The sequence below is a fragment of the Ruegeria sp. YTSA226 genome (genome assembly GCF_059609905.1).
The window spans coordinates 23,818-36,540 of the sequence record NZ_JBXWMQ010000013.1 but is presented as its reverse complement, the minus strand read 5'-3'; the positions used below and the strand labels follow the sequence as shown (position 1 = coordinate 36,540).

The following is a 12,723-nucleotide window of genomic DNA, read 5'->3' as shown; positions in this document are numbered from 1 at the left end:
CCGAATGGGGTGCGGAAAGCTGGGCGCATTCGCGCAAAATCAAGGAAAGGATCTGATGGATGAAGCAAGAGTTTTTTGAGCTGTCCATTGAAACGCCCGGCAAATCCCTCACCGACATCAGCGGGGTGGTTCAGGGTGCGGTGTCTGACCATGAACTTGGCTCGGGCCTGCTGACCCTTTGGTGCGTCCACACCGGTGCCGCGCTGTTGGTTCAGGCCAATGCCGATCCCGAGGTGGTCAAGGATATCGAGACGTTCTTCGAAGAACTGGTCCCCAAATCATCAGGCGAATATCACCATCGCCCGAGCGAAGACGACAACGCGCCATCGCATTTGCGGGCGCTGTTGACGCAAACGCAGGTGTCCATCCCGGTCGAACAGGGGCAGCTTCCGCTGGGCCGCGTACAAAGCCTGTATCTCTTCGAACATCGCGAGGCACCCAAGACACGACGATTGAAGGTGCACTACATCGGGACGTGATGCCTTGGGTCACATGGAGAGTTGACGGTGTTACCGCCCCATCCAGCCCCCGTCGACAACAAGGATTTCACCGTTGACGTAATCCGACGCTGCAGAAGCCAAAAAGACTACAGGTCCGGCAAAATCACCAGGCGTACCCCAACGGCCTTGGGGTGTTCGTTCCAGAATCGACTTTGATCGGACCGGATCGTCCTGCAGGGCTTGGGTATTGTCGGTCGCGATGTAGCCGGGGGCGATTGCATTCACGTTCACACCCTGCCCGGCCCACTCATTGGCCAGGGCCTTCGTCAGCTGTCCAATCCCACCTTTCGAGGCCGCATATCCGGGAACGGTGATGCCGCCCTGAAACGTCAGCAGCGAGGCGGTGAAGATGATCTTGCCCGAGCCGCGCGCCAGCATGTCCTTGCCGATCTCGCGAGACAGAACGAACTGCGAGGACAGGTTCACCTCGATCACTTCGTCCCACCAGTCGTCCGGGTGTTCAGTGGCGGGTTTTCGTTTGATCGTGCCGGCATTGTTGACAAGGATATCAGGAGTTTGTCCGTCGGCCCTCAACTGATCAATGAACGCATGCAGCGCAGCGCGATCCGAGAAGTCGCATTGGTAAGCCCGGAAACTGCGTCCCATCGCTGTCACGGCTTTTTCGACATCCGCCCCGGACAGCTCAAGCGAGGCGGACACTCCGATTATATCGGCTCCAGCCGATGCCAATGCCTCGGCCATTCCGCGCCCGATACCGCGTTTGCACCCAGTCACAAGGGCCGTCGTTCCCGTCAGGTCGAAACTTTTCAAAACACTCATGAACGCGGTCCTACTTCGATCAGGCTTTTCATTGCGGTTGGGCTGCGATCCAGTGCTTCGAACGCGGCCTGGATGTCTGCCAGAGGGCTGACGTCAGTAATCACAACATCCGCGTCCACTCCGCCCGAGGCGACAACTGCAATCGCTTTCTCGTAATCCTCTGGCTCATAGACCCGAGCACCGATCAGTTGCAGCTCTCGCCAGAAGAACTGGAACAGGTCTATCTGGGGCTTTTGTGCATGGATCGCGACCATCACGATCCGGGCCCGAGTCGCGGCAACGGCGGTCATCGCATCAACTCCGGGCTGCGTTCCCGACACCTCGAAAACCACATCTGCGCCTTTGTCGCCCGTGCGCGCGTTGATTGTGGACACCAGGTCGGTTTCGATTGGGTTTATCGTGTCAAAACCAAGTTTTTCAGCAATCGCAAGACGGTTCGGATTCACTTCGGAAATCACGACATTTCCACCCGCATCCCGCGCAACCATGGCAACCAGGATGCCGATCGGGCCGCCGCCGATAACGACAACGTCCTCGCCAGGTTGCAGGCCAGACAGCCGCACATCGTGGCAGGCAACGGCGACCGGCTCGATCAGCGCCGCGTGATCCATGCGCAAGTCGTCTGGCAGAATGTGCAACGTATGGGCCGGAACGGTCCAGATCTCTTGCATGGCGCCATCGGTGTCGAGGCCGAGAAATTTGAGATTTTGGCAGATATGCTGATGCCCCCGCTTGCAGGCCGGGCATTCGCCACAATGATCAAGCGGCCGGACAACGACCTTCTGGCCGGGTTGGACCGTATGCACCCCCTCGCCCACTGCTTCAACGACACCAGACATCTCGTGCCCGATCACCCGGTTTAGACCGACACGGGCATCCATGTTGCCGTGGTAGACGTGCATATCCGTCCCGCAAATCCCACAATAGGCAACGCGAACGGCAGCCTCGCCGGGGCCCGGATCCGTCGCTTGGGCTTGCTGTACAGCAAAGCTCTTGTTGCCCCTGTAGTATGCCGCACAGATCGTCTCGGTTGTCATGTATGCATCTCCATGTGTTCCGCATTCAGTTTGTCCCAGTCGAATTCCACTCCGGTTCCCGGTGTATCCGGGGCCACGGCCATACAGTCTTCCACAACCAGCGGACGGGTCGTGTACTGATCTATCGGGAATGAGTGTACTTCTAGCCACCCTGCGTTGGGTTGCGCGGCAACAAGGCTGACGTGCAGCTCCTGAATCCCATGACTGCAAACCGGAATGTCGTGCTGTGCGCTCAGCGCGGCCACGCGCAACCAGCCGGTGATCCCGCCGCAATTTGAAGCATCGGGCTGGATGAAACTCAGCTTCGCGTCATCAAAGGCGTACTCGAATTCGTGAATCGTGTGCAGGTTTTCACCCATAGCAAGGGGCACACCCGTGGCTTCGGCAATTCGGCCATAGCCTTTGTAATCGTCTGGAATTGTCGGTTCCTCGAACCACAGGATATCGCAGTCGGCGAACCCTCGGGCTGCCACGATGGCCTGCTCGACGCTCATGGAGTAATTCGCGTCAACCATGAAGAACCGGTCCGGCCCCAACATTTCGCGCACCGCCCGGGCCCGCGCCAGATCATCGGCCAGATCCGGTTGACCGACCTTGATCTTGACCGCGTTGAACCCACGCGCAAGGTAGCCTTCGGTCTGCAACAGCAGTTTTTCCAACGAGAAATTCAGGTCGATCCCGCCGGCGTAGGCCTTGCACCGTTTGGACGCTCCACCAGCCATTTGCCATAGTGGTGCATTCTGCGTTCGGCCGCGAATGTCCCAAAGGGCAATATCCACGGCCGAAATGGCGAACGAGGCGATCCCACCCCGTGCCACATAGTGCACATGCCATTGCATGGCATCGTACAGGCTTTCGATCTGTTCGGCGCCTTGTCCAACCAGGAACGGCGCTAGATCATGCTGGATCATCGCCAAGATGGCATGACCGCCCTTGCCGCCTGTATAGGTATACCCAACCCCCTCAACCCCATCCGACGTTTGAATGGTAACGGTGATCAATTGAAAGAACGTGTGATCGCCATGTTTGGCATCGACCAGGACTTCGGCGAGCGGGACGTTGAACAGCCGCGCTGAAACACTTTCTATGCGATTCACGAACCCAAGACCTTCTGCTGCCTGGCAATAACCCGAGACTGTAAAAGGATGACCACAAAAAGAAAGCCTCCACGTATGACCATCTGCCAATAGGCGCTGAAACTGATGGTCCCCTGACCGTTTTCAAAGTTCAGAACGTTGAACACCAGACCCAGCAAAAGCGCTCCGGCCACGGTCGCAGGGATCGAACCCATCCCACCTGTCAACAAGGTGCCGCCCACAACAACAGACGCGATGGCCGACAATTCCCATCCGATGCCCTCAAGGGGTTGTCCGGCTCCAAAACCCGAGGCCAGAAAGACGCCAGCCAGCCCTGCGCAGCCGCCCGAAAGCAGGTAGACGAAAGCCTTGGCGCGATTCACCTTCAGACCCATGAGGTTCGAGGCATCCTCGCTGCCACCGATCGCCAAGACGGTCCGCCCGATGGTTGTTCTTTCCAGCACCAGCCACAGTACCAGCGTCAGTCCGGCCACTATGACTATTGCCCATGGAAACAGACCAAACGCCTGCCCCATGCCAAGCTTGGTGAAGTTCGACCCCCAATCAACCGAAATTGTCTGGGCGCCCGAAATCACCAATGCGCCGCCTTTTGCGGCAAGCATGGTCGCCAGTGTGGCGATGAAGGGCGGAATCCGAAGGATGATGATGCAAAAGGCGTTGATCGCTCCGAAGCCCACCCCGGCAAGCACGGCCCCCGGCAGCGCAACCTGAATCCCGTATGGGCTGAGATAAGCCGCAACAACCGACGTAAAGGCCGCAACGGATCCAACCGACAGATCAATCCCGCCGGTCATGATCACAAAACACATACCCAGCGCAATCGCGATGAACATCGCGTTGTAGTTCAGGAAAGACGAGAAATTGTAGGCGCTACCAAAGTTGTCATAGCGCATCAGCCCAAACAGGATCAAAGCCAGTAGTGCGATCCACACCGTCACCGAAGCCGAATTGCGCCGAAGGTACTTTCGCAGGTCAAAAGCCGTTTCATCCAACATCGATCAAGCCCTCCGGAACTGCTGGACCCAGACGGCCAGGATAATAATGACCGCTTTGGCGATCAGTGCAACTTCGTCCTCTACCCCGTTGGCCAACAACGTATATTTGACCAATTGGATGATGACGGCTCCCAGTATGGCACCAAAGATCGGCGCCCGCCCGCCTTGCAAAAGAGCCCCGCCAACGACAGCGGCCGCGATGGCGTCAAGCTCCATCAGATTGCCGTTGCGCGCGGCGTCCGAGGCCGAGTTGATCGCAACCACGATCAGACCAGCCAAGCCCGCAAGCGCCGCGCAGATGACATAGGCCCCGATCTTGACCCGCCGGACGGGACCACCGGCCAGATAGGCCGCGCGTTCATTGCCGCCGATCGCCAGCAGGTAGCGGCCCCAAGTGGTTCTGGTGATCACCCAGAACAGCACACAGGCAATGGCCAGCGCCAGCCAACCCTGGAACGGCAAGCCAAGCACCTTGCCGGTTCCAAGATAACTGAATGAAGGGTTTGAAAATGTCTGCAGGTTGCCATTCGTCAAAACCTGGGCAATACCGCGACCCGAGATGAAAAGAATGAGCGTCGCAATAATGGGCTGCACGTTCAACACGGCAACCATCACGCCGTTGAATACCCCGCATAAACCCGCGACGAACAGTGGCAGGACAATGGCCAAAATGACGCCAAGCATCGGATTGGCGGCGCCCAGATCCGACAGAAAGATCAGCGGGGCCAACGCCCCCGCCAGAGCCATGACAGCGCCAACCGACAGATCAATTCCACCCGTGGCGATGACCAGCGTCATACCCATGGCCACGATGGCGATCGTGGCAACCTGGCTGATATTCACGAACAGGGTCTGCATCTGCAGGAAATTGGGGGTGAAAAACGCGTTGAACACCAGCAGGGCGGCCAACGCGGCGATGCCGCCATGAAAGCGGAAGGGTATCGATGCGACCCGTTGCGGCAACTTCATTGCGCGGTCCATGAACCAGTTCCTTCTTCATGATGCGCAAGCGCGCGCACCAGTATGTTCTCCGTAATCCCGGGGTTGGTCAGTTCCTTGACCGAGCGCCCCTCGTGCATGACCACGATGCGGTCGGCGCCTTCCACCAGCTCTTCGAATTCCGAACTGATAAGAACGACGCCGAACCCCTTTTCGACATACGACCGAATGAACGATTGGATCTCTCGCTTGGCGCCGACATCCACGCCTCGGGTCGGCTCGTCGAGTATCAGGATGTCGGGCTGCGTCGCCAGCCAACGGGCAAGCAGCACCTTTTGCTGGTTGCCGCCAGACAGCTCACGAATGGGTTGGTCCATATGCGCCGCCTTGATGCCCAGATCGTCGATGAAGGCTTGAACGATCTCTCGCTCGCGGGCAAAATCGATCTGACCACGGCTGGCCAGTTTCGGCAGTAGGGCCAGCGTCATATTCTCGCGCACGGACATGTCTGGAATGATCCCTTCGGCCTTGCGATCTTCGGTCAGAAAGCCGACGCCGTTTGCGATTGCGTCACCCGGTCCGGATGGTTGTCCAACCGCGCCGTGCAACTCGATCGCACCGCTGCGGGCTCCGTCCACGCCGAACAAAGCGCGCGCCGCCTCAGTCCGGCCAGAGCCCAGCAACCCGCCCAACCCAACGATTTCCCCGCGGTGGAGTGTAAAGTCGAAATGCGTCAATCGCGGGCCTGTCGAAACAGAGTCGGCCCGCAAAACGATATCTCCTTTCTTAGCCTTCGCACCTGCAAAGTCCGTGAGTCCGTCTGCCGCGATCTCATCTTTGTTGCGGCCCAGCATGTCCGCGATCATTTCTAATTTGGTCGTGTCTTGGACGGTGCGCGTGCTGACGGTACGCCCGTCTCGCATCGTTGTGACCCGATCGCAGATTTGGAACAGCTCATCGAGGAAATGCGAGACATACAGAACAGACACGCCCTGTTTCTTCAACTCGCGCACCACACCGAACAAAACCTCGACCTCGCTGGCATCCAGCGATGACGTGGGTTCGTCCATGATGACAAGTTTCGCGTCAAGAGAAACAGCCCTCGCAATCGCAACCAACTGCTGGATCGCAGTCGAGAAATTTCCTAGCGGCTCAGTCACGTCAATTTCTATACCAAAGCGCGCAAGAACCTCGCGTGCGCGCCTGTTGCCCTCGCGCCAGTCGACCAAACCGAGACGTTTGGGCTCGTACCCCATGATAATGTTCTCGGTCACTGACCGCAGCGGAACCAGGTTGAGCTCCTGATAGATCGTGGCAATTCCGGATTCCTGCGCTTCGCGCGGGGTGGAAATGCGGCTAGGCCCACGCGCCAAATGGACGTCGCCGGCATCCCGATCGTAAACTCCGGTCAGAACCTTGATCATCGTCGATTTGCCGGCACCGTTCTGACCGATCAGCGCATGAACCTCGCCAAGTGCGATCTCCAGACTGGCCTGGCTCAGTGCCGGTACGCCGGCAAAGGACTTTTCAATTCCTGACATCGAGACGAGCGCATTCATAAGATGTCTTCCTCCGATTGCTTGCAGGCGGCACCGACCACAGGCCAGCACCACCCACCAGGGAGAATCAATAAGCTTCGTCGATGTGATCAGCCGCATTGTCTTTGGTAAAGATGCGATCTTCGACTTTCACCCATTCCGGGATCGTCTCGCCAGCCGCGTATTTCTTCATGATTTCACAAGCCAGAGGACCGAAGAAGGGCGAGCTTTCCACCGTGACCCCCATCTTGCCATCGATGATGGCCTGAAGAGCATCGCGTGTCCCGTCGATCGAAACGATGGTCACATCCTCGCCAGGCTTGCGGCCGGCCAGTTCCAGAGCCTGGATCGCGCCGATCGCCATTTCGTCATTGTGGGCGTAGACCACGTTCACATCGGGGTGCGCCTGCAGCAGGGTTTCCATCACCTGACGACCCATGTCGCGCGCAAAGTCACCGGTCTGAGAAGCCACGATCTCAAAGCGGTCGTCCGCTGTGATCGCGTCGTCGAAACCCTTTTTACGGTCATTTGCAGGTGAAGAACCAGTTGTGCCTTCCAACTGGACGATGACGCCCTTGTCGCCGTCGAAATTTTCCATCAGCCATTGCGCGGCCCGGTTGCCCTGATCAATGAAGTCCGATCCCAGGAATGCTACGAAATGCTCGCCTGGCTTGGCGACGGCCGGATCAACCGAGCGGTCCACGAGAAAAGTCGGAATGCCGGCGGCGCGTGCTTTCATAACCGCCGGAATCAGTGGCTTTTCTTCCCTTGGAGGCAGAAACAGAACGTCGATGCCTTGTGCGATCATGCTGTCCACATCCGCAACCTGCTTGGCCGCAGATCCAGCTGCATCCGTCGCGATAAGGTCCCAGCCGCAGGCCTCGGCCGTGTCATGGAACGATTTGGTCTCGGCAATGCGCCACGGATTGTTCGACTCCATCTGCGCAAAGCCAACTTTGTAGCGCTCCTTCTGCTCAAGCTGTGGCAGATCCTGCGCAATCGCAGTCGTGCCCAACAGCGCACCCGCGACAACCGTCGAGATCAAAAGAGTTCTGCGTTTCATGGTTATTCCTCCTCCATTGGTGCGGTCGCCAACGTTTTGACCGCGAGTTTTAGGTCATGCCCAATTCATGTAAGTCGTCTGTTTCCTCAGATAGCCATCGAAGCCATATGCGCCGTCTTCACCCCCAACCCCGGACATACCCCAACCGGTATGAAATCCCTGCACGGCCTCGCCATTGGAGCGGTTCAGATACAGTTCGCCGAACTTCAAACGGCTCGGGGCCTCCATCAATCGCCGGTGCGATGCCGTAAAGAGATAGGCAGACAGCCCGAATGATGTGTCATTCGCTACGTCTATCGCCTGATCAAAATCATCTACTCGCATGGCTGTTGCCACGGGGCCAAAGACCTCCTCTTGCATCGCGGCATTGCTGTTGTCTGAGACCTCAAGAACCGTCGGGGACATCCAGTGCCCCTTATGGTGCGCCCCGTCCGTCAGGGGCCCACCTGCAAGATGAACCGTGGCGCCTTCGGCGATGCTGCGCTGGATGATCTCGGCGACCTTGGTCACTTCGGCCTTGCTGACTTTGGGACCCAAATCGCAGTCGTCCATCGGTTCCCCGATCGACAAAGCGCGGACCGCGGACACGAATTTTTCCAAGAACTGATCCGCAATGCCGCGATGCAGATACATACGCTCGTTGCAGGTGCAAATCTGGCCGCAATTGGCAAACCGGGCGGCAATGGCGGCCGAAACGGCGGCGTCAATATCCGCATCCTCCATCACGATGAACGGAGCCTTACCGCCAAGCTCGAGCCGGACAACCTTGATCCGGTTGGCCGCGGCGCGAAAAATCTCTTTCCCGGCGCGTGTGCTGCCGGTCATCGTGATCAGTGACGTATCGGGGTGTTCGACCAACCGCTGCCCTACCACCGGCCCCTTGCCTGTCAGAACATTAAGAACACCGGGCGGAAACCCGACCTTGTTGGCAAGCTCGGCGACCGCAAGACCGGATAGCGGCGTGATTTCGTGCCCCAACAGAACTACGGTGTTGCCCGCGACTAGCGCGGGTCCGACCTTCCTGGCGGCCAATGCCAACGGATAGTTCCAGGCCGTCAACGCAACAACAACGCCATAAGGATGACGCCGGATCTGGATTTCCTCGGACTCGTTGTCCGACGCAACTATGTCACCCGAAATCCTCCGGGCCTCTTCAGCCGCATGGCAAAGAAAGGTGACGGCAGCATCCACTTCACCTCGGGCTTGCGAGATCGGCTTGCCCTGCTCGGCGGTGATCAGAGCAGCCAAACGACCGGCGTCGATCCGGACGGCCTCAGCGAGCCTCAGGACCAGTCGAGCCCGCTCGATCGCCGGGCGCGAGGACCACGAGCCAAAAGCCCGATGGGCCGCTTCGACCGCCGCATCCGCGTGAGCGGCGGCGCCATCTGGAACTAGCGCAACGATCTCTTCATTCGCAGGGTTTTCGACAACAACCGTGTCCGCGTCAAGGTCGACAAAGCGGCCATCGATGAACATCGAATGCCGAACGACTTGACCCAACTCCCCCACTACAGACCGCAATTTCGCCTCCCGCGCTTGCTCGGTCAAACCACAATGGAGACCGCACCACCGATCAAAACACTAATATTATTATTTAGTCAACACTAATATTAATTACTATCCGCTAATATTAGTTGCACGTCCTCCGCATAATCGGTAAAAAGGATACGAACAAAAAGGTTGAGCGATGAACGATCAAGCGAACAAGGCCGGACAACACAGGGGTGTAGGACGAGTCGCGGGCCGACAGCGCATAACGATGCACGACATTGCACGCGTCGCTGGATGCTCACAAACGACAGTATCGCTGGTTCTGAACAAGAACGATTCCGTCAAAATCTCCGAGGACACAAAGCAACGAGTCCTGGATGCCGCCAATACGCTTGGATACGCCATGCCCTCTCAACTCAGGAAACCCCAAGACAGCGCGCGCCGACCCTCGGCACTAGACGACACCATCGCTTTTGTCGTGGACGATCTGGCGTCGAGCCCCGAAATGGTAAACGCGTTTAGCGGCGTGAAACAGGCCGTTCGGGACACCGGAAATCTTGTATTGCTGGCAGAAACCCAAAACGACCCAGAGGTCGAACCCAGAACGCTTAAGTATTTCCTCGACCAACAGGTTGCGGGCATCGTTTACGCAACTGTTTTCACCCGGCGGGTGGTCGTTCCGGAAATCCTCACGCAGGCCGCAACCCCGGTTCTGCTGCTAAACTGCTTTTGCGACGACCTCTCGTTTCCTGCGGTGATCCCCGGCGAAGTCGCTGCTGGACATACGGCGACCAACGCCCTGATCAAGGCCGGGCACAAACGAATCGCCACTATCACTGGCGAGCCGTTCATGGAATGCGCCGCGGGACGAACGACCGGGTATAGAAACGCCTTGGCTTCCGCCGACATTCCATTCGACGAGGACTTGGTTGTCGAAGGCAATTGGTTGCCCAGCGCCGGATATGCCGCCACGCGCGAATTGATGGACCTGCCCTCTCCGCCAACCGCCATTTTCTGTCAGAATGACCGCATGGCAATCGGTTGCTATGAGGCACTCAAGGAACTTGGCCTGTCCATCCCCGAGGACATCTCGGTCATCGGATTTGACGATGACGAAACCGCGCGACACCTTTCGCCGCCCCTGACCTCGATGATTCTTCCCACCCGGGCGATGGGACGCTGGGTCGTCGAACAGCTATTCCACGGGCCGACGGATGGTCAGAGGCACCCACTCGTGAAGCTTGAATGCGAACTGGTCGAGCGCGACTCGATCAGAGAACCCAAACGCCGGACCTGAAGGCGACATCATGACGGAAACCTTCGATCACATCGTCATCGGCGGCGGCTCAGCCGGTGCCGCAGCCGCCGCCCGACTGGTCAACCAGGGCAAGTGCAGGGTTCTGGTGCTGGAGGCCGGGCATTCGCACCACCATCCATTGCTGGACATGCCGCCGGGTATTTTCAAGATGATCAACGGGTCCAAGTTCATGACCTACCACCAGACCGAACCGCAGGACCACCTGGACGGCCGCGTGCATGAGATTCCGCAGGCCAACGTACTGGGCGGCGGGTCGTCAGTGAATGCGCAGGTCTATATGCGCGGCCGCCCTTCTGACTATGACGCGTGGAACGACCTGCTACGACAGACCAACGACGGGGTCAGCTGGGGATGGGATGATGTGCTGCCCTATTTCCGCAGGATTGAAGGCAACAACAGGCTTCATAATTACCTGCATGGCAGCGATGGTCCGGTGCAGGTCTCTGATCCGGGGTATATCGACGACATGTCCCGTTGGTTCGTTCAGTCGGTGCAGGCCCTTGGTGAACCATTCAACACGGACTTCAACGGCGCAACACAGCGCGGTGTCGGGTTCTATCAGTTCACCAATCGCGCTGGAAAGCGCAGCTCGTCAGCCTATGCTTTCCTCGCCCCTCTCGAGACGAACCCGGACTTGACCATACGGCTTGGCGCAACGGTCAGAAAAGTCATCATCGAAAGCGACAAGGCCGTCGGGGTGCAGTATCGCGACAAAGGCGGGTTCCACACCGTCCGGTGTGATGGTGAGGTTATCCTTGCGGCGGGCGCTCTGGTCACGCCGAAAATCCTCATGCTTTCGGGTATCGGACCGGATGCACATCTTGCCGAACACGGTATTCCTGTGTTCTGCCCACTGCCTGGGGTCGGTCAGAACCTGATCGACCACCCCGAAGTTCCCATCACCGCCTTTGCCAACGGTCCATACGGATATTTTAAACAAGGTGATGGCTGGCGGATGCTTCGCAACGGCATACAGTTCAAACTGTTCGGCAGCGGCCCAGTGACTTCGGCCGGGGTCGAAGCTGGTGCCTTCGTCAATCCGTCGGTTCCTGATGGAGAACCGACCATTCAAGCCTTTTGCGTGCCCATCGTCTATCTGGATCGCGACGCGCTGGACGAGGTGCAGGATGACTTTGGCGTGACCGTTACGACCGTCGTGGTCAAACCGAAATCACGCGGAGAGGTTCGGCTTCGCTCGGCCGATCCTCAAGCTATGCCGGTGGTTTCGCCCAACCTTCTGAAGCATGAGGACGACATGCAAGAGATGATCCGGGGGCAGCGGTTCTTTCGTCGGGCATTCACGTCGGGCCCGCTTGCACAAAGGATCCGCGAAATCGTCATTCCGATAGCGGACGACGACCAGACGCTGCGAGCACATTGCAAGAGATTCGTAAAAACCAACTATCACCCGGCGGGCACTGCCAAAATGGGCCGGGACGGCGACGGAATGGCAGTGCTGGACGCCAGAATGCGCGTTCGCGGGATCGAGAGCTTACGGGTGTGCGACATGTCCGCAGTGCCCGACATCAACGCCGGCAACACAAACGCACCTGCCATGATGCTTGGCGAACGATGCGCCGACCTTATCCTTGGCATCGGATCAGTACGCGAGGGACGCAATTCTTATCCGGAACAAAGTTGACGCCACTCGCTAAGAGCGGCGGCGCGGGTCAGCTTGAAGGTGTCTCGGCTGGTGAGCGATCTTTCTTGGTTGAAGTGGTTTTAGACGGAAGAATGAACGGCAGCGAATTTCTGTAAACTTCGCATGCGCCTGAACCGTTGCGTCGCGCGTTCGCGTCGTCGAAACGGAAGAGCGGAAATCGAATATACAGCATCACAGCAAGGCGGATGATCTCGGGACTGGTCTTGAAGTTTTTAAAAGAGGCAGGTTTGGTCATGTGCAAAAACTACGCAACCGCCCTGCCCCGCTCAAGCAATGTTCTTCTGACAAGACCGTGGGCTACT

11 protein-coding genes and 1 pseudogene are annotated in these 12,723 nt (G+C 58.1%); 3 read left to right on the top strand and 9 right to left on the bottom strand.

All coding sequences use genetic code 11. The annotated features are described in order from the left end of the window. Nucleotides 1–59 precede the first annotated feature (59 nt). A complete protein-coding gene (locus tag AC2FFF_RS15120; protein WP_496751078.1) occupies nucleotides 60–479 on the top strand; it encodes a secondary thiamine-phosphate synthase enzyme YjbQ in 420 nt (139 codons plus the stop codon). A gap of 30 nt (nucleotides 480–509) precedes the next feature. Here AC2FFF_RS15120 and AC2FFF_RS15115 read toward each other — a convergent pair whose 3' ends face one another. The 8 genes from AC2FFF_RS15115 to AC2FFF_RS15080 form a co-directional block, all read right to left on the bottom strand. Further along, complete coding sequence (locus AC2FFF_RS15115) at nucleotides 510–1,280, bottom strand: SDR family oxidoreductase (RefSeq protein WP_142634800.1); 771 nt, start codon at nucleotides 1,278–1,280, stop codon at nucleotides 510–512. Further along, on the bottom strand, nucleotides 1,277–2,317 hold the full coding sequence (locus tag AC2FFF_RS15110; RefSeq protein WP_281994850.1) for a zinc-dependent alcohol dehydrogenase: 1,041 nt from the start codon (nucleotides 2,315–2,317) through the stop codon (nucleotides 1,277–1,279). Before AC2FFF_RS15110 ends, AC2FFF_RS15115 begins: the two co-directional genes overlap by 4 nt. Beyond that, complete coding sequence (locus tag AC2FFF_RS15105; protein WP_281994851.1) at nucleotides 2,314–3,414, bottom strand: mandelate racemase/muconate lactonizing enzyme family protein; 1,101 nt, start codon at nucleotides 3,412–3,414, stop codon at nucleotides 2,314–2,316. Before AC2FFF_RS15105 ends, AC2FFF_RS15110 begins: the two co-directional genes overlap by 4 nt. After that, complete coding sequence (locus AC2FFF_RS15100; RefSeq protein WP_142634806.1) at nucleotides 3,411–4,409, bottom strand: ABC transporter permease; 999 nt, start codon at nucleotides 4,407–4,409, stop codon at nucleotides 3,411–3,413. Before AC2FFF_RS15100 ends, AC2FFF_RS15105 begins: the two co-directional genes overlap by 4 nt. Nucleotides 4,410–4,412: 3 nt before the next feature. Next, nucleotides 4,413–5,390 carry an ABC transporter permease gene (locus tag AC2FFF_RS15095; protein WP_496882988.1) on the bottom strand — a complete coding sequence of 326 codons (978 nt, stop codon included), beginning with the start codon at nucleotides 5,388–5,390 and terminating at the stop codon, nucleotides 4,413–4,415. Beyond that, nucleotides 5,375–6,907 (bottom strand): sugar ABC transporter ATP-binding protein, encoded by a 1,533-nt coding sequence (locus AC2FFF_RS15090; RefSeq protein WP_281994853.1) that lies wholly within the window; start codon nucleotides 6,905–6,907, stop codon nucleotides 5,375–5,377. Before AC2FFF_RS15090 ends, AC2FFF_RS15095 begins: the two co-directional genes overlap by 16 nt. Before the next feature lie 67 nt (nucleotides 6,908–6,974). Next, the gene (locus tag AC2FFF_RS15085; protein ID WP_281994854.1) at nucleotides 6,975–7,949 is read right to left on the bottom strand and encodes an ABC transporter substrate-binding protein; all 975 of its coding nucleotides are present in this window, start codon (nucleotides 7,947–7,949) and stop codon (nucleotides 6,975–6,977) included. Nucleotides 7,950–8,003: 54 nt separating this feature from the next. Next, on the bottom strand, nucleotides 8,004–9,470 hold the full coding sequence (locus tag AC2FFF_RS15080) for an aldehyde dehydrogenase family protein (protein ID WP_221929474.1): 1,467 nt from the start codon (nucleotides 9,468–9,470) through the stop codon (nucleotides 8,004–8,006). 166 nt (nucleotides 9,471–9,636) lie between these two features. Between AC2FFF_RS15080 and AC2FFF_RS15075 the strand changes: the two genes are divergently transcribed. Together AC2FFF_RS15075 and AC2FFF_RS15070 are read left to right on the top strand one after the other, a co-directional pair. Beyond that, nucleotides 9,637–10,737, top strand: coding sequence for a LacI family DNA-binding transcriptional regulator (locus tag AC2FFF_RS15075; RefSeq protein ID WP_246097150.1), 1,101 nt, complete (start codon nucleotides 9,637–9,639; stop codon nucleotides 10,735–10,737). 10 nt (nucleotides 10,738–10,747) lie between these two features. Next, nucleotides 10,748–12,400: a GMC family oxidoreductase gene (locus AC2FFF_RS15070; protein ID WP_281994855.1), complete on the top strand. Its 1,653-nt coding sequence runs from the start codon at nucleotides 10,748–10,750 to the stop codon at nucleotides 12,398–12,400. Here AC2FFF_RS15070 and AC2FFF_RS15065 read toward each other — a convergent pair. After that, nucleotides 12,382–12,576: pseudogene (locus AC2FFF_RS15065) on the bottom strand (IS6 family transposase); the annotation flags it as partial. The gene AC2FFF_RS15070 and the pseudogene AC2FFF_RS15065 sit on opposite strands and share 19 nt — an antisense overlap. Nucleotides 12,577–12,723: the final 147 nt, after the last annotated feature.